This window comes from Actinomadura sp. 7K507 (assembly GCF_004348425.1).
Taxonomy (GTDB): domain Bacteria; phylum Actinomycetota; class Actinomycetes; order Streptosporangiales; family Streptosporangiaceae; genus Spirillospora.
In genome coordinates, this window is record NZ_SMKK01000012.1 from 1 (window position 1) to 15717 (window position 15717).

At 72.8% G+C, this 15717-nt stretch carries 16 protein-coding genes; 13 read left to right on the forward strand and 3 right to left on the reverse strand.

Features of this window, described 5'->3' with window-relative positions; translation table 11 throughout:
- Positions 1-137 precede the first annotated feature (137 nt).
- Positions 138-467, reverse strand: coding sequence for a hypothetical protein (locus E1285_RS47120; protein ID WP_243722568.1), 330 nt, complete (start codon positions 465-467; stop codon positions 138-140).
- On the opposite strand from E1285_RS47120, the gene E1285_RS04600 reads away from it, so the two are divergent.
- From E1285_RS04600 to E1285_RS04625, 6 genes are read left to right on the forward strand one after another with little or no spacing between them, the layout of a single operon-like run.
- The gene (locus tag E1285_RS04600) at positions 403-2457 is read left to right on the forward strand and encodes a serine/threonine-protein kinase (protein WP_243722557.1); all 2055 of its coding nucleotides are present in this window, start codon (positions 403-405) and stop codon (positions 2455-2457) included. The two genes, E1285_RS47120 and E1285_RS04600, sit on opposite strands and share 65 nt — an antisense overlap.
- Positions 2458-2459: 2 nt before the next feature.
- Positions 2460-3485 carry a protein phosphatase 2C domain-containing protein gene (locus E1285_RS04605; RefSeq protein ID WP_132148367.1) on the forward strand — a complete coding sequence of 342 codons (1026 nt, stop codon included), beginning with the start codon at positions 2460-2462 and terminating at the stop codon, positions 3483-3485.
- Positions 3482-4840 carry a VWA domain-containing protein gene (locus tag E1285_RS04610; protein ID WP_132148369.1) on the forward strand — a complete coding sequence of 453 codons (1359 nt, stop codon included), beginning with the start codon at positions 3482-3484 and terminating at the stop codon, positions 4838-4840. The genes E1285_RS04605 and E1285_RS04610 overlap by 4 nt, the downstream gene beginning before the upstream one ends.
- 5 nt (positions 4841-4845) lie before the next feature.
- Complete coding sequence (locus E1285_RS04615; RefSeq protein ID WP_132148371.1) at positions 4846-5607, forward strand: FHA domain-containing protein; 762 nt, start codon at positions 4846-4848, stop codon at positions 5605-5607.
- The gene (locus E1285_RS04620) at positions 5604-7133 is read left to right on the forward strand and encodes a hypothetical protein (protein WP_243722558.1); all 1530 of its coding nucleotides are present in this window, start codon (positions 5604-5606) and stop codon (positions 7131-7133) included. The genes E1285_RS04615 and E1285_RS04620 overlap by 4 nt, the downstream gene beginning before the upstream one ends.
- An 11-nt stretch (positions 7134-7144) precedes the next feature.
- Entirely contained in the window at positions 7145-7972 is an 828-nt protein-coding gene (locus tag E1285_RS04625; protein WP_132148373.1) for a glutamate ABC transporter substrate-binding protein, read from the forward strand.
- Positions 7973-8027: 55 nt separating this feature from the next.
- Here the strand turns inward: E1285_RS04625 and E1285_RS04630 are convergent, their stop codons facing one another.
- Complete coding sequence (locus tag E1285_RS04630; RefSeq protein ID WP_243722559.1) at positions 8028-8417, reverse strand: STAS domain-containing protein; 390 nt, start codon at positions 8415-8417, stop codon at positions 8028-8030.
- Positions 8418-8788: 371 nt separating this feature from the next.
- Here E1285_RS04630 and E1285_RS04635 point away from each other — a divergent pair, with 371 nt between their 5' ends.
- The 7 genes from E1285_RS04635 (at position 8789) to hisC (ending at position 14311) form a co-directional block, all read left to right on the forward strand.
- On the forward strand, positions 8789-9460 hold the full coding sequence (locus E1285_RS04635; protein ID WP_132148495.1) for a lysophospholipid acyltransferase family protein: 672 nt from the start codon (positions 8789-8791) through the stop codon (positions 9458-9460).
- Between the two features lie 97 nt (positions 9461-9557).
- Positions 9558-10253 carry a hypothetical protein gene (locus E1285_RS04640; RefSeq protein WP_132148375.1) on the forward strand — a complete coding sequence of 232 codons (696 nt, stop codon included), beginning with the start codon at positions 9558-9560 and terminating at the stop codon, positions 10251-10253.
- A gap of 98 nt (positions 10254-10351) precedes the next feature.
- Complete coding sequence (locus E1285_RS04645; RefSeq protein WP_132148377.1) at positions 10352-10552, forward strand: hypothetical protein; 201 nt, start codon at positions 10352-10354, stop codon at positions 10550-10552.
- A gap of 98 nt (positions 10553-10650) precedes the next feature.
- On the forward strand, positions 10651-12000 hold the full coding sequence (locus tag E1285_RS04650) for a flotillin family protein (RefSeq protein ID WP_132148379.1): 1350 nt from the start codon (positions 10651-10653) through the stop codon (positions 11998-12000).
- Between the two features lie 113 nt (positions 12001-12113).
- Complete coding sequence (locus E1285_RS04655; RefSeq protein WP_132148381.1) at positions 12114-12809, forward strand: NUDIX domain-containing protein; 696 nt, start codon at positions 12114-12116, stop codon at positions 12807-12809.
- A 39-nt stretch (positions 12810-12848) separates the two neighbouring features.
- Positions 12849-13130, forward strand: coding sequence for a DUF6401 family natural product biosynthesis protein (locus E1285_RS04660; RefSeq protein WP_132148383.1), 282 nt, complete (start codon positions 12849-12851; stop codon positions 13128-13130).
- 101 nt (positions 13131-13231) lie between these two features.
- Entirely contained in the window at positions 13232-14311 is a 1080-nt protein-coding gene (gene hisC / locus E1285_RS04665) for a histidinol-phosphate transaminase (protein WP_132148385.1), read from the forward strand.
- Positions 14312-14368: 57 nt separating this feature from the next.
- Here the strand turns inward: hisC and E1285_RS04670 are convergent, their stop codons facing one another.
- Positions 14369-15700: a transcriptional regulator gene (locus E1285_RS04670; RefSeq protein ID WP_132148387.1), complete on the reverse strand. Its 1332-nt coding sequence runs from the start codon at positions 15698-15700 to the stop codon at positions 14369-14371.
- Positions 15701-15717: the final 17 nt, after the last annotated feature.

Here is a 15717-nt window from a genome sequence, read left to right on the forward strand (position 1 = left end):
GCCTCTCTTCCTGCCCAGCCGCCGCAGCCCGCCCGTGCCGACCGGTCAGCGGGGCAGCGACCGGACTTCGGGGTCGAGAGGTCCATCCACACGGTGCGGCCCGCCACGCCGCCCGCACCGCCCGCGCCGCGCGGGCCCTACGTGCCCCCGCCGACCCCTGCCGGGGCAGGCGCGGCGCCGGGGCCCGCCCCGGCGCCGCCGACCACCAGGCAGCCGGGCTCGTCCGGCCCGTCGCGCCCGAGCGGGCAGAGCGGGCAGAGCGGCCAGAGTGGTCCGGGCTCGGCGTCCGGTGGTTCGTCGCGCGGCTCGGCGGGCAGCGGACGGGGGACCGTCGGGTCCGGGCGGACGGCGTCGCGGGGCGGCACCCGCGGGACGGGCTCCAGCGGGTCCACCAGGCGCGGGATGCTCGGCGCCGGGCTCGTGGAGGTGCCGCCGGTCCCGGCCCGCGACCCGGCCTCGGCGATCATGGAGAAGCCCGAGGTGCCGGAGAACCGGCGCTACTGCAGCAAGTGCGACGAGAAGGTGGGGCGGAGCCGCGGCGGCCGTCCCGGGCGCACCGAGGGGTTCTGCCGCAACTGCGGGCACCCGTTCTCGTTCACGCCGAAGCTCCGGCCCGGCGAGATGCTCGGCGGGCAGTACGAGGTCCTCGGGTGCCTGGCGCACGGCGGGCTCGGCTGGGTCTACCTGGCCCGCGACCACAACGTCAGCGAGCGGTGGGTCGTGCTCAAGGGCCTGCTGGACACCGGGGACGCCGACTCGCTGGCCGCCGCGACCGCCGAGCGCGCGTTCCTCGCCGAGGTCGAGCACCCCAACATCGTCAAGATCTACAACTTCGTCCGGCACGAGGGCTCCGGCTACATCGTGATGGAGTACGTCGGCGGGACGTCGCTGAAGGAAATCCTGCTGAGCGCCCGCCGCGACCACGGCGACACGGTCGCGCTGCCCCTGCCCCAGGTGATCGCGTACGGGCTGGAGGTGCTGAGCGCGCTCGGCTACCTGCACGGCGTCGGGCTGCTGTACTGCGACTTCAAGCCGGACAACGCCATCCAGTCCGAGGAGCAGCTCAAGCTGATCGACCTCGGCGGGGTGCGCCGCGCGTTCGACGTCAACAGCCCGATCTTCGGCACGCCCGGCTACCAGGCCCCGGAAATCGGCTCGCAGGGCCCGTCGGTCACGTCCGACCTGTACACGGTGGGCCGGACGCTCGCGGTGCTGAGCTTCCCGTTCCGCGGCTACACCGGACGGCATCTGCGCAGCCTGCCGCCGCGCGAGGAGGTACCGCTCTTCCAGCGGCACGAGTCGTACCACCGGCTGCTGCGCCGCGCCACGCACCCGGACCCCGCGCGCCGCTTCCAGAGCGCCGCGGAGATGGCCGAGCAGCTGACCGGCGTCCTGCGCGAGGTCCTGTCGGCCGAGGACGGCCGCCCGCGGCCCGCGCCGTCGCCGCTGTTCGGCGCCGAGCAGCACACGGCCGGAGCCGAGATCACCGCGCCGACCGACCGGGACGGCACCCCGGCGGGCGGCGCGGCCCCGCCCATCCTCGCGCCGTTGGAGCCGGCGGCCGCCGCCGCGGCGCTGCCCGTCCCGCTGGTGTCCGGCTCCGACCCGGCCGCCGCGTTCCTGGCCGGGCTCACCGCCCGCGACCCGGGCGACCTGGCCGCCGCGCTGAGCTCCGCGCCGGTGGGGTCGCGGGAGGTCCGGTTCGCGCTGGTCCGGGTCTGGATCGAGCTGGACGACCTGGACGGCGCCCGGCGCCTCCTCGAAGAGCTCGCCGCCGAGGCCGCCGACGACTGGCGCGTCGACTGGTACCGCGGCGTCCGCGCCCTCGCCGGCGGGCGCGGACCGGAGGCCGTGGCCGTCTTCAACGACCTGTACGACCTCGCGCCGGGGGAGCGGGCGCCCAAGCTGGCGCTCGCGTTCTGCCACGAGATCCTGGGCGACATGGCGCAGGCCGACCGCTTCTACGAGGCGGTCTGGCGCACCGACCCCATCCACGTGAGCGCCGCGTTCGGCCTGGCCCGCACCCGCCTGGCCGCCGGTGACCGGGAGGCCGCCGGACGCGTGCTGGACTCGGTCCCCCGCGTCTCCAGCCACTACCTCGCCGCGCAGCTCGCGGCCGTCGCGACCGCCGTCCGCGGCCGCGACCCCGGCGAGCTGACCGCCGCCACGCTGATCGAGACCGGCCGCCGCCTGTCGTCCCTGCGCCTGGACACCGAACGGACCGCCGCGTTCTCCGCCGAGGTGCTGGAGGCCGCTCTCGGCTGGGTCCGCGCCGGCCGCGCGCAGGCGCCTTCCGGCTCCGGCTACCGGGTCCTCGACACCGACCTCGACGAGGCGTCCCTCCGCGCGAGGCTGGAGGAGACCTACCGCGTCCTGGCCAAGCTCGCCGACGGCGCCGGACACCGGCACGCCATGGTCAGACGGGCCAACGCCGTACGTCCGAGGACGCTGTTCTGACGATGGACGCGGACCAGGACATCCACGCCGGGCTCTACTGCACCTGCGGCGAGCCCGTCAACGAGCACGACCGTTTCTGCGAAGAGTGCGGCCGCCCCGACCCGACGACCGCCGACGACCCGACACCCGCCCCCACGACGCGGGGAGTCTGCACGGACTGCGGGGGGCGCGACGTCGGGGCGGACGGGTACTGCGGGATGTGCGGGCTGCGGCAGCCGAGCGGGCGGGAGCACGTCGAGGCGGAGCTGGGCGGGGCCGCGGCGGCGGTGAGCGACCTCGGGCTGCGGCGCGGCCGGAACGAGGACGCTTTCGCGCTCGCGGCGCTGCCCGGCGGGGCCTGCGCGGTGGTGTGCGACGGCGTGGCCACGGCGCCGGGGTCGGAGGAGGCGTCACGGCTGGCCGCCGACGCCGCGGCGGCCGTCCTCGCGGACCGCGTCCCGGCGGGCGCGGACCCGGGGGACGCCACCCGCGAGGCGGCGGAACGGGCGGGCGAGGTCGTGGCGCGGCTCGCCGCCGGCCCGGACGACGCGCCCGCGTGCACGTTCGTCTCGGCGGTCGTGGACGGCCCGGACGTCACGGTCGGGTGGATCGGGGACAGCCGCGCCTACTGGCTTTCGGCAGGGGGCTCGTGCTTGCTGACGCGGGACGACTCGTGGGCCGCGGAGATGGTCGAGCGGGGGGAGATGAGCGCGGCGGACGCGTGGGCCGACCGGCGGGCGCATCTGCTGACCGCGTGGCTGGGCGCGGACGGGGGCACGGCGCGGCCGCGGCTCGCGGCGTTCCGTCCCGCCGCCCCCGGACTTGTGCTGATATGCAGCGACGGGCTGTGGAACCACCTGCCGGAGGCGGCGGAGCTCGCGGCGGTGGCGCTGGACGGCACGGGCGGGCCGGACGGGCCGCTGGGCGCGGTGCGGAGGCTGCTGCGGGCGGCGCTCGGCGCGGGCGGGCACGACAACGTCACGGTGGCGGTGATCCCCTGCCCGCCGCCGGAATCGAGCAGGGAAACGAGCAGGGAGCCGGTCAGATGAGCGATTTCCCCGAGTTCACGATCCGCGTGGACCAGAACCCCTACCTCCCGGACGGCGGACGGGAGATGCACGCGATCGTGACCGTGGAGGCGACCTCGTCCGGCGCCAGTGCGGGAACAGGCGCGGGAACAGGCGCCGGAACAGATGCGGGAACGGGTGCCGGGGCGGGCGCCGCCGGGCGGGCGCCGGCCGCGCAGATCATCATCATCGACACCTCGGGTTCGATGTCGTACCGGGGCAAGATGACCGCCGCCAAACGGGCGGCGCGGGCGGCGGTGAACGTGCTGCGCGACGGGGTCCGGTTCGCGGTGGTCGCGGGCGCGAACCAGCCCCGCATGATCTACCCGCAGGGGGAGCGGCTCGCAGAGGCGAACGAGACGTCCCGGCGGAGCGCCGTGCAGGCGGTGGGGCGGCTGGAGGCGGCCGGCGGGACCGCGATCGGGTCGTGGCTGCGGCTCGCCGACCGGCTGTTCACCGGCTACGAGGACGCCGTCAAGCACGCGATCCTGCTGACCGACGGCAAGAACCAGCACGAGTCGGCCGAGGAACTGGACGCGGCGCTGCGGCAGTGCTCGGGCCACTTCCAGTGCGACGCGCGCGGCGTCGGCACCGACTGGGACGTCTCCGAGGTCCGCAAGATCACCTCGGCGCTGCTGGGCGGGTTCCTGGACGTCCCCGACCCGGCGGACCTGGAGGCCGACTTCCTGGCGATGACGCGGACCTCGATGAGCAAGCAGGTCGCGGACGTGTCGCTGCGCGTGTGGACGCCGCAGCAGGCGGAGTTGCGGTTCGTCAAGCAGATGGTGCCGGCCGTGGAGGACCTCACCGGCAGGCGCGTCGAGTCGGGGCCGCAGACGGGCGACTACCCGCTCGGCGCGTGGGGGAACGAGAACCGCGAGTACCACCTGTGCGTCGACGTGAAGCCCGGCGACGTCGGACGCCAGATGCGGGCCGCGTGGGTGAAGCTCCTGGCCGGCGACCGGGTCCTCGCGTCCGGGAACGTCCTGGCCGAGTGGACCGACGACGAGGCCAGGTCGACGCACATCAACGGCCGGGTCTCGATCCACACCGGGCAGTCCGAGCTGGCCGAGGCGATCCAGCAGGGCCTGGAGGCGAGGCGGGAGGGCGACGAGGACACCGCGACGGCCAGGCTCGGCCGCGCCGTCGTGCTGGCGCGGGAGGTCGGCAACGACCAGATCTCCGGCCTGCTGGACCGGATCGTCGACGTCGTCGACCCGGTCCAGGGGACGGTGCGGCTGAAGCGGGAGATCGCCAAGGCGGACGAGATGTCGCTCGACACCCGTTCCGTCCGGACCGTGCGGACCCGCCACGGCGACGAGGCGGGAGGAGGCTGAGCCCGATGCCGGTCTGCCCGAGCGGGCACACGTCCGAGGCCACCGACTACTGCGACGTGTGCGGTGACCTCATGGACGGCGCGCAGCGCGCCGAGTTCGCCGAGCCCTCCCACGCCCCGGCCGCCGCGCCTGCCCCGGCCCCCACGCCGGAGGCGCAGGCCGGGCCGGAGGACGCGGCCGTCTGCCCGCAGTGCAGGACGCCCCGGTCCGGCCGCTTCTGCGAAGTGGACGGGTACGACTTCGACACCGGCGCCGTCCACAGCCCCCAGCTGGCGGCCGCCCGCGCCGCCGCCTCCCGGTCGAGGCCACTGGTGCCGTCACCGCGGACGAGCAGCCCGCGCATGGCCCCGTCCGGACCGTCCGCGCTGATCTTCGCCGACCGCGCCTACTTCGACACCGTGGTCGCGCAGATGGGCCCGGACGCGGCGGGACTGGCGTTCCCGCCGTACACCGCGGAGCGCCGCGTCCCGCTGATCGGCGACCAGGCCCGGATCGGGCGGCGCAGCACGTCCCGCGCGATCCTCCCGGAGATCGACCTGAGCGTCCCGCCCGAGGACCCCGGCGTCTCGCACCTGCACGCAGTCCTGCTCGCGCAGCCGGACGGCACCTGGAACCTGGTCGACCCCGGTTCGACCAACGGCACCACGGTGAACGGCGGCACGGAGCCGATCGCGGTGAACACGCCGGTGCCGATGGCCGACGGCGACCGCATCCATGTCGGCGCCTGGACGACCATCACGCTGTCTCTTCAGGAGGGCCCGCCATGACGATGACTCCCCCCAGAAGCTCGTCATCGGGTCCCGCGCCACCGGCGCCGCGGCCGCCCGCCCCGGCACCCCGTCCGCCCGCGGACACCGAGCGGCCCCGTGGAGGACGCCTGAGCACGTTCGTGCGCGGCCGGTGGCTCCGCACGATCCCGGGCCGCATCGGCATCCACGTCGTGCTGTGCCTGGCCGCCATCGTGGCGCTGCTGGCCGTCCTGACCGTGTCGATCGGGAACGCGCGCGACTCCGTCCAGACCATCGGCCACGACGCCGGCCCGCAGGTCGTCGCGACCGGAACCCTGTACTTCGCGCTCAGCGACATGGACGCGCAGGTCTCCAACATCCTGCTGATCGGCCGCGACCACGACCTCGGCATCGGCCACGACCGTTCGCTGCGGGTGTACGAGCAGCGCCGCTCGGAGGCCGACGCGGCCGCGGTGCAGGCCGCGCAGCTCGCCGGCGGCGACGAGGCGCTGCGCCGCACCGTCCAGGAGGTGCTGGACGGCCTCGGCGAGTACGAGCGGCTCGTCGGGCGCGCCATGGAGCTCGACGCGCAGGCCGGCCACCCGCCGGGCCAGCTGCCGCAGCAGGTCGTCGACGCCTACCGGCAGGCGACCGACCTGATGAAGCTCCAGCTCCTGCCCAAGGCGTACAACATCACGCTCGACACCGGCGCGCAGGTCCGGCAGGAGTACGAGGAGAAGCGGTCGGCGGTGCTGTCGGGTCGCACGTGGGTCGCCGTGACGGGCCTCGTCGTGCTGCTGCTCCTGATCGCGACGCAGCTCTACCTCGCGCGGACGTTCCGCCGCGTCCTCAACCCGGCGCTGGTCCTGGCGACGCTCGCGACGCTGGCCCTCGGCGGCGTCGGGGCGGGCATGCTGACCGCCCAGGCCGGGCACATGCAGAAGGCCAAGGAGGACGGCTTCGACTCGATTCTCCAGCTGTCCAGGGCCCGCGCGATCAGCCACAGCGCGTTCGCCGATGAGAGCCGCTACCTCCTCGACCCGGGACGCGCCGACACCTACGAGCAGACCTACCTCGACAAGTCGCTGTCGGTGATCCAGCCGGACCTGGGCGACAAGCCGGTGAACCTGGAGAACTACTACGCGGGCCTTGAGGAGAAGGTCGGCCCGTACAAGGCCGGTGAGGGGGACGTCCCGTTCCTCGGCTTCTTCGGGGACGAGGCGCGCACCGTGGAGCCCGGCCGCGAGGCGGACGCCCTGCAGAAGACGCTGCTGGCCTACCGGACCGTCCAGCGCAACGACGCGCGCATCAGGGAGCTCGCGTCGTCCGGCGACCGGGCCGGGGCCGTCGACGCGCGGATGGCCTCCAACGCCATCCGCGACTTCGGCGTCTACGACAAGGCGCTGGGCGAGCTGACCGCCGTCCACCAGGACGCGTTCGACGACGCGGTCGGGGACGCCGACGGCGGGCTGCGCGGCTGGAACGCCGTCCCGGCCGCCGGTGCGGCCGCCATCGCCCTGCTGATTTTCGCGGGGGTCCGTCCCCGGCTGGCCGAGTTCCGCTGAAGGAGACGAGCATGCGCGTCACCCGTACCGCCGCGGCGGTCGCCGCGTTCCTGGCCGCCGCGACCGGGCTGTCGGCCTGCGGCCTCGGCGGAACCGAGGAAGAGACCGTCGCCGACAAGGAGACCCTGGTCATCGGCGTCAAGGAGGACCAGCCCGCCCTCGGCGTGAAGGGCCCGGACGGGACGTACAAGGGCTTCGACGTCGATGTCGCCACCTACATCGCGGGGAAGCTGGGCGTCCCCGAGCGCGGCCTCACGTTCCGGACGACGAACTCGTCCGTCCGGGAGGAGGCGCTGGCCAACGGCACCGTGGACATCATCGTCGCGACGTACTCGATCACGGCGACGCGCAAGATGAAGGTCACCTTCGCGGGCCCGTACTACGTCGCGCACCAGGACACGTTCGTCCGCGCCGACGACACCTCGATCAACGACGTGCGCGATCTGAAGGGCAAGCGGATCTGCGAGGTGACCGGCTCCAACTCCTGGCGCCGCGTCATCGAGGAGCGCAAGGTCGCCGCCGAGCCCGTCACCGTCGACACCTACGGGGCCTGCGTGGACGCGCTCGCCGCCGGGAAGCTCGACGCCGTGTCGACCGACGACCTGATCCTCGCCGGATTCGCCGCCGGCCGCCCCGGCCGGATGATCAACGCGCCGTTCACGGACGAGAAGTACGGCGTCGGCATCAAGAAGGGGGACCTGCAGGGCTGCGAGGAGATCAACCGCGCGATCACCGCCATGTACCAGGACGGCACGGCCAAGCGCCTGCTGGACAAGTGGTTCGGCGACTCGGGCCTGAAGCTGACGACCAGCGTCCCCCAGTTCGAGGGCTGCAAGTGAGACGTCGCTGCGGGTGAGACGTCGCTGTAGGTGAGACCTCGCTGCGGGTTAGACGTCAGGGGGTCGTGGTCGAGGGGAGCGCGACGATCGCCTCGCGGAGGGTGTCGTAGATCGGGATGAACTTGTCGAGCCCGGTGATGCGGAAGACCCGCTGGACGCGCGGCGGCAACGCGACGAGCGCGACGACGGTGCCGTGCTCGCCCGCGCGGCGGTTCGCGGCGACGATCGCGTTGAGGCCCGTGGAGTCGCAGAACGTGACCTCGCGCATGTCGACGACCAGGGGCTCGCCGGAGTCCACGACCTCGAAGAGCGTCTCCTCGAAGCGCGTGCGGGACACCACGTCGATGTCGCCGTGCACGCGTACGAGGGTGCACCGGTCGTCGCGCATCAGGTTGATGTCGAAGTCCATGGTCACCTCACGCCCCATCCGGTGGTCCCCGGCCATCTCAGGTGACTCCTCAGGATTGCGCACCCGTGCCCGCATTCCAAGCACATCCCGGGAAAAGGACCAGGTCGCCCGCCGGTGTGCCCCGGACCGTAACATGCCCGAGACGGCCGTCCGGTCTGCTCTGTAGACCCTACCCGACGGATCGTCCGGAGCGTCCGGCCGCGTCCCGGGACCTCCGGGAAACGGGGCAATAACTTACCGAAGAGAAACTTACTGCTTAGTAAGAAATGGCGGATAAGGCCGCCCGCACCGGTCTTGACCTGCTGTTGGGCAATTCTCGACCCGACCGGCGAGCGGAAAGGCCGACGCTGACCGAGGCGCGGATCGGCGCAGAGGTTACAGTGTCGGTGGCGAATTCAGGAGGCTGGGTGTTCTACACGTTCATGACGCGCGTGGTGCGTCCGATCCTCTGGCTGCTTTTCCGTCCGCGGGTCGTGGGCGGGGAGAACGTGCCGAGCTACGGGCCGCTCATCGTGGCGAGCAACCACCTGTCGTTCATCGACAGCTTCATCATCCCCTTGGCGGTGCCGCGTCCGGTCACCTACATCGCCAAGGCGGACTACTTCGAGGGCGGCGGCATCAAGAAGCGCTTCGTCCGCTGGTTCCTCACCAACCTGGGCCACGTCCCGGTCCGGCGCGGCGCCCGGCGCGCCGCGATGGGCGCGCTGGAGCAGGCCGCCGAGGTCCTCGACCACGCCGGCGCGTTCGCGATCTACCCGGAGGGCACCCGCTCCCCGGACGGGCGGCTCTACCGCGGCCGCACCGGCGTCGGCTGGCTGGCCCTGGAGAGCGGCGCCCGCGTCCTGCCCGTCGCGCTGGAGGGCACCGAGAAGATCCAGCCGATCGGCGCGTCCATGCCGCGCGTGTTCGGCCCCCGTCCCACCGTGCGGATCGGGCCCCCGATGGACTTCTCCCACTACCGCGACCTGCCGCCCGCCAAGGCCCGCCGCGCCATCGCCGACGAGATCGTCGAGACGATCCAGAAGATGTCCGGCCAGGAGTACGCGGAGGAGTACAACGACCGCGCCGGAGAAGCCTGACCGTCCCGCCTGAGGGACGCCCCCGGAACGGCCCGGTTCGCCCGGAACGCGTGTCGTCCCGGGCGGCCCGCACCCTCCGCGCCGTAGGGTCACGGCCATGGCGCACAGGCTCCTCCCGATCGTCCTGATGTCGGCGGCCGCGGCGGTGTCCGCGTGCGGCGGCGGCGGGGAAAGCGCGCGCCCCGTCCACGGCACCGCCCCCGCCGAGGTCGCGGGCGTCGGCTACACCTCCGACCAGCTCGCCCAGGCGCTCCTCGCCGAGCTGCCCGGCTACCAGAAGGCCGGAGAGCCCGATTCGGGCTCCTACGGCACGCTCAAGGCCATCCAGAACGCCGCCAGGCTCCAGCGGCAGGCGGTCCTGGACAAGCCCCGCTGCGGGACGGGCCGTCCCGGCGGCGGCACCGTGCCCGCCGACGTTCCCGCGGCCCTGGTCACGTTCGCCAAGCAGGGCCAGACCGTCACCCAGACCATGATGGGCATGTCCGCCGCCGACGCCGAGAAGCAGGTGGACGCCCGCGTCCCCGCCGGCTGCCTGAGGTTCCGCACCAAGGTCGGCTCCCAGTGGTCGGAGCACCGCGTGGCGGAGGAGCCCAGGGGCGCGATCGGCGAGGGCTCCCGCACCGTCGGCGTCGTCACCACCAGCGGCGACACCCGAACCCGCACCTGGTACGTGGTCTTCCGCGGCCGCCACTACCTCACCACGATCACCGTCTTCGGCCCCAAAGCCACCCGGACCGAAGCCGAGAACCTGGCCCGCCGCTCCTTGACCCAAGCCGCCCGCATCCTCCCGTAGTCATTGACCGGGCGGTGCGAGGGCGGGGGTGCAAGGGATAGCGTTCGCTTTGCGTGCGGAGAGTGGCTCCGGGCGGATTGGACCAGCTGGGGGTGTGCTTGATCGGCAGGGAGGGGCGAGTCACCGGCAAGATCGGGCCTGGGCTCGTCGGGGAGGTGATGATCCCGATCCGCGGTGGGGTCGAGGCGTTCTACGCCCACCCCGTGGATCCTCGCGAGGAGTTCGCCGTCGGGACGATCGTCGTGGTGATCGAGCATCAGCCGCCCCGGACCGTCTATGTGGCGGCGGCGTTCGGTTAATGATGGACTGAACCGAATACCCGTTTCCCGCGTCTACTGGGAAACTCCGCGGCACGCGCCTCCCGAGGTCGGCCGCCCACAAATGAAGAGGAGGTCGCATGTCCGTGCTCGCCGTAGCGATCGCAGCCGTCGTCGCAATCATCGTATTGATCATCTTGTTCAAGCTGGTCTGGCGCGTCGCCGAGCCGAACGAGGCGCTGATCATCTCCGGCCTCGGCGCCAAGTCCAAGCCGGTGAGCGGCATGGACAGCCTCGGATTCAAGATAGTGACGGGCAAGGGCACCGCCGTCCTGCCCGGCTTCCAGGTCTCCCGGCGGCTGCGGCTCGACAGCCGGGCCGCCAACCTCGAGGTCAACTGCGTGACCCAGCAGGGGATCCCGGTCGCGGTCCGCGGCGTGGTCATCTACAAGGTCGGCGACGACCTGGTCTCGATCGCCAACGCGGCGCGGCGCTTCCTGGAGCAGCAGGCCTCCATGGACGGCGCGATCCACGAGCTGTTCACCGGCCACCTGCGCTCGATCATCGGCAACCTCACCGTCGAGGACCTCATCCTCAACCGCGAGCGTCTCACCAGCGAGACCCGCATCTCCGCCGCCGACGAGATGAGCAAGCTGGGCCTGGTCGTCGACTCGCTGCAGATCCAGGAGATCGACGACGAGACCGACTACATCACCAACCTCGGCCGCCCGCACGCCGCCAAGGTCGCCTCCTCCGCCCGCATCGCCGAGGCCGAGCGCAACCAGGAGGCCACCGAGCGCGAGCAGGAGACCGAGCGGCAGAACGCCGCGGTCATCCGGGACACCGAGATGAAGAAGGCCGAGTACGAGGGCCAGGTGCAGCAGGCCGCGCAGCAGGCCCGCCAGGAGGTCATCCTCAAGGAGACCCGCAACGCCGAACTGGAGGCCGAGCGGACCGAGAAGCGGCTCGAGAGCGAGGTCCGCAGGCCCGCGGACGCCAAGGCGTACGAGCAGATCAAGCTGGCCGAGGCCGAGCGCGACGAGCGCATCTCCTACGCGCAGGCCGCGGCGACCGAGGTCCAGCTGAAGGCGGAGCGCGAGTCCGAGGCCATCCGGCTCCTCGGTGAGGCCGAGGCCGACGCGACCCGCCAGAAGGGCCTCGCCGAGGCCGAGGCGATCAAGGCCCGCGCGGTCGCGCTGGCCGAGAACACCGACGCCGTCATCGCCCAGCAGCTCGCCGAGCAGTGGCCGCAGATCGTCGAGGCCGGTGCGGGCGTGTTCGGCAACGTCGACAACATGGTCGTGCTCAACGGCGCCGAGGGCGTCGAGGACATGCTGGCCAAGGCGCTCACGCTCGGCGGCACCGGCCTCGGCGTCGCCCGCCAGCTGCTCGGCAACATGAACGTCCAGAACGGCCACGGCACCGGCTCCAACGGTTCGGCCCCCGCGGCCGCCCCGACCGTCCCTGTCGAGGGCCCCAAGGAGGACTGACACCCCGCGGAAAGCGAGGCCCGGCCGGATTCCGGCCGGGCCTTCGTGATCTTTGGGGACGGTGTGGCCGGTACGGGCGCTAACGGTGGGTGACTCGGGTTAGGTTCGTTCCCATGCCCGTCCCGCGCCTCGCCGTTTCCGTCGATCTCGTCGTGCTGACCGTGCGGGAGCAGCGCCTGTGCGCGCTGCGGTGGCGGCGTGACCGGCCGCCGTACGACGGGGCGTGGTCGCTGCCCGGCGGGTTCATCCAGCTCGACGAGGACCTGCCCGCCGCCGCGTCCCGGTTGATGGCGGAGCGGGCGGGGCTCGCGGACGTGCGGATCCACCTCGAACAGCTCGCCACCTACGGGTATCCCGACCGTGACCCGCGGCAGCGCGTGGTCAGCGTCGCGTATCTGGGGCTGGCGCCCGACCTGCCCGCGTCCAGCCGCGCTCAGGTGCTGTGGACGGCCGTGGACGACCTCGTCCACCAGGACCGGGCCGCGTTCGACCACCGGCGGATCCTGTGCGACGGGATGGAGCGGGCGCGGGCCAAGCTGGAGTACACCTCGCTGGCCGCCGCGTTCTGCCCGTCCGAGTTCACCGTCGCGGAGCTGCGCCGCGTCTACGAGATCGTGTGGGGGACGAGCCTGGACCCGCGCAACTTCCACCGGAAGGTCACCGGCGCCGACCGCTTCCTCATCCCGACCGAGCGGACGACGACGCGCGACGGCGGCCGTCCGGCGCGGCTGTACCGGCGCGGCGACGCCCAGCAGCTGCGCCCGCCGATGCTGCGCCCGCGCGCTTCCGCCTACCTTGAGCAGGGGTGATTTCGTGGTGTCGCGGGACGGTTGCTAGTTTCGCACGCTATGGACGGTGACTCGCCCGAAGCCCTCGGTCTGCTCGTGCGGGACATCGGGGAGGCCGGTGTCGCGGAGATGGCCGGTTCCCCGGGTCTCGCGGCGGCCGTCGACCAGCACGTGGCCAGCCTCAGGGAGGAGCTGGGCACGCCCGGCGAGCAGGAGCTGATGGGCTACCTGCGCAGATTCGCCGAGGACGCCTTCAGGCGGGGCTGGTGGCCGGACAACACCCAGGACTGGGAGTTCGTCCGCATCGTGGCGGTCTGCTGGATGATGCGGCGCACCGCGTAACGGCGCACAGCAGGACGGCGTACCGCAGGACGGCGTACCGCGTGACGAGGGCGCTGCGTAGGCTGGGCCCACGTCATCCCTGTGCAACCTGGAGGACAACGGTGTCCGAGGCAAACACTCCGCGCTTCCGCTCCGTCCTCGACCGGTTCGTGGCTTACAAGCCCGGCAAGGTCGTGGTGTCGCCCGAGGGCCGCTCGTTCAAGCTGTCGTCCAACGAGTCGCCGCACGGCCCGTTGCCGTCGGTCGTGGACGCGATCGGCGAGGCGGCGAGGAACGTCAACCGCTACCCCGACAACAACGCCACCGCGCTGACCGAGGCGATCGCGTCGTTCTGCGGCGTCCCCGCCGACCATGTCGCGGTGGGCTGCGGCTCGGTCGGCGTGACCCAGATGCTCCTGGAGGCCGTCGCGGAGCCGGGCGCCGAGGTGGTGTACGCGTGGCGGTCGTTCGAGGCGTACCCGCTATTGGTGTCGCTGTCGGGCGCGACGGCCGTCCAGGTGCCGCTGCGGGACGAGACCCACGACCTGGCCGCGATGGCCGACGCGATCACCGAGAGGACGCGGGTGGTCTTCGTCTGCAACCCGAACAACCCGACGGGCACGGTCGTCCGCCGCGCGGAGCTGGAGGCGTTCCTGGACCGCGTCCCCGCCGACTGCCTGGTCGTCCTGGACGAGGCGTACCGCGAGTACATCCGCGACGACGAGGTCCCCGACGGCCTCACCCTCTACGGCGACCGCCCGAACCTGGCGATCCTGCGGACGTTCTCCAAGGCCTACGGGCTCGCCGGTCTGCGCATCGGGTTCCTCGTCGCGCACCCGCTGGTGGCCGGCGCGATTCGCAAGACTTTCCTGCCCTTCAGCGTGAACTCCGTCGCGCAGGCGGCGGGCGTCGCGTCCCTGGAGGCGACCGATGAGCTGCTGGAACGCGTCGAGGGGACGGTCAAGGAACGCGACCGCGTCCGCGGCGCGCTGCTCGCCGACGGCTGGACGGTCCCGCCGACCGAGGCCAACTTCGTCTGGCTGCGCCTCGGCGCCCGGACGATGGAGTTCTCCGAGGCGTGCGACGCCCAGGGCGTGAGCGTCCGCCCCTTCGACGGCGAAGGCGTCCGCATCTCCATCGGCTCCACCGAGGAGAACGACGCCCTCCTAGCCATAGCCAGGAACTTCCCCCACCGCAACTGAGGCCGCGCCCGCCGCCCCTGAATCTGTGCGTCCAGGGGCGGCACTGCCGCTCTCTCGTCAGCTGGTTTTGGCCGTCGGGCCTAGTTTTTCGACGATCAGGCGGTAGAGCTGTCTCGGGCGGCCCGGCTGCGGGGTGCGGTTCGGGGGGAGGGGCCAGGCCAGGCCTTCCTCCACGAGGGTGCGCAGGAGGCGGCGGGCGGTGCGGGGGGTGACGCCTAGCATCTTGCCGGCGTTCTCCGCGTCGACGATCAGTGGCTGCTCCTGGTCGCCGAGCTTGTCGGCCAGGCGCGCGAGGATCTCCAGGCCCTTGGGCTTGGGCTGCGGCGGCGTCCGCGGCGGGGTGCGCGGCGCGGGGACGAGGGCCCGGCCGTCGCGGTCCAGGGCGAAGCCCTGGGCGCGCTGGGAACTCTGCGAGCGGGCCAGCGCGGCGCGGGCGTGGTTCTCCGCCTCGTGCGCCGTGCGGCCCATGCCGATGCCGACCTCGATCGCGAGGCCGAGTTCCTCGCGGACCCGCTCGACGAACGGCGGTGTCCGGAACCCCTCGGTGGACGCGGTGACCGAGCCGCGCGTCGCGATGACGAGGTAGCTGTGGTCGTCCAGGGGCCATACGGACGCGTTCATCCGGTGCGCCTCCTGCAGCAGCACCCGGTGCAGCGCGAGCTTCAGCTCGTCCCGCCAGTAGCGCGGGGTGACGCGGCGGGGCGTCTCGCGCAGCGTCGGCACGTCCACCAGGACCACGACGAGCTGCGACTCCTCCAGCCGGTGGTGCGCGCCGAGCAGCGCCGCCGTCTGGAGGGAGCTGCGGATCGCCGCGCCGGTCGGGCGGACCCGCAGCGTCGGCACGCCGGCCATCTCCATCCGTTCGGCGGTGGCGTGCACGCAGGTCATCGCGACCGTGGTGGCGCCGCGGCGCCACAGCCGCTCGTGGAAGGCGGCGAGCGTGCCGGGGCCCGCGGCCTCCTCGCGCAGGTGCACCTGCTCGGTGCCGAGGCTGATCTCTGAGTAGGCCTCCTCGACCTCGGCGCGGCCGAGGACGTCGATGCTGACCCGTGCGGGGTCGAAGCGTTCGTCGAGGGAGGCCCGCAGCAGCGCGCCCTGAAGGGCGGCGCCGTTCAGCGGGACGTAGGTGGCGGGCATGGTGAGCACGCCGGCCTTGCGTGCGAAGTCGTAGGGGACGGGGCTGGCGAACAGGCACACGTCCACGCCCGATCCCAGCCGCACGACCTTGTCGGCGGCCTCCTGTTCGTCTCGGTATGCGGCGGCCACCAGCCGGCTCGGTACCGGCGTGGGGCCGTGGCCCATCAGCATGACCCGTTCGACCAGGTCATGCGGGCCTACGACGCCGATCGTGAGGTCGGGTGTGACCGACCCCGTCCGTGCGGCCGTCATAGATGATCGCTCTCTTC

Excerpts from the sequence above, each read along its gene's own strand:
- E1285_RS04615 (WP_132148371.1), top strand. The coding sequence starts at position 4,846 with ATGCCGGTCTGCCCGAGCGGGCACACGTCCGAGGCCACCGACTACTGC.
- E1285_RS04610 (WP_132148369.1), top strand. The coding sequence starts at position 3,482 with ATGAGCGATTTCCCCGAGTTCACGATCCGCGTGGACCAGAACCCCTAC.
- E1285_RS04600 (WP_243722557.1), top strand. The coding sequence starts at position 403 with ATGCTCGGCGCCGGGCTCGTGGAGGTGCCGCCGGTCCCGGCCCGCGAC.
- E1285_RS47120 (WP_243722568.1), bottom strand. The coding sequence starts at position 467 with ATGATCGCCGAGGCCGGGTCGCGGGCCGGGACCGGCGGCACCTCCACG.
- E1285_RS04605 (WP_132148367.1), top strand. The coding sequence starts at position 2,460 with ATGGACGCGGACCAGGACATCCACGCCGGGCTCTACTGCACCTGCGGC.
- E1285_RS04625 (WP_132148373.1), top strand. The coding sequence starts at position 7,145 with ATGCGCGTCACCCGTACCGCCGCGGCGGTCGCCGCGTTCCTGGCCGCC.
- E1285_RS04655 (WP_132148381.1), top strand. The coding sequence starts at position 12,114 with ATGCCCGTCCCGCGCCTCGCCGTTTCCGTCGATCTCGTCGTGCTGACC.
- E1285_RS04630 (WP_243722559.1), bottom strand. The coding sequence starts at position 8,417 with ATGGCCGGGGACCACCGGATGGGGCGTGAGGTGACCATGGACTTCGAC.
- E1285_RS04640 (WP_132148375.1), top strand. The coding sequence starts at position 9,558 with ATGGCGCACAGGCTCCTCCCGATCGTCCTGATGTCGGCGGCCGCGGCG.
- E1285_RS04620 (WP_243722558.1), top strand. The coding sequence starts at position 5,604 with ATGACGATGACTCCCCCCAGAAGCTCGTCATCGGGTCCCGCGCCACCG.
- E1285_RS04650 (WP_132148379.1), top strand. The coding sequence starts at position 10,651 with ATGTCCGTGCTCGCCGTAGCGATCGCAGCCGTCGTCGCAATCATCGTA.
- E1285_RS04660 (WP_132148383.1), top strand. The coding sequence starts at position 12,849 with ATGGACGGTGACTCGCCCGAAGCCCTCGGTCTGCTCGTGCGGGACATC.
- E1285_RS04670 (WP_132148387.1), bottom strand. The coding sequence starts at position 15,700 with ATGACGGCCGCACGGACGGGGTCGGTCACACCCGACCTCACGATCGGC.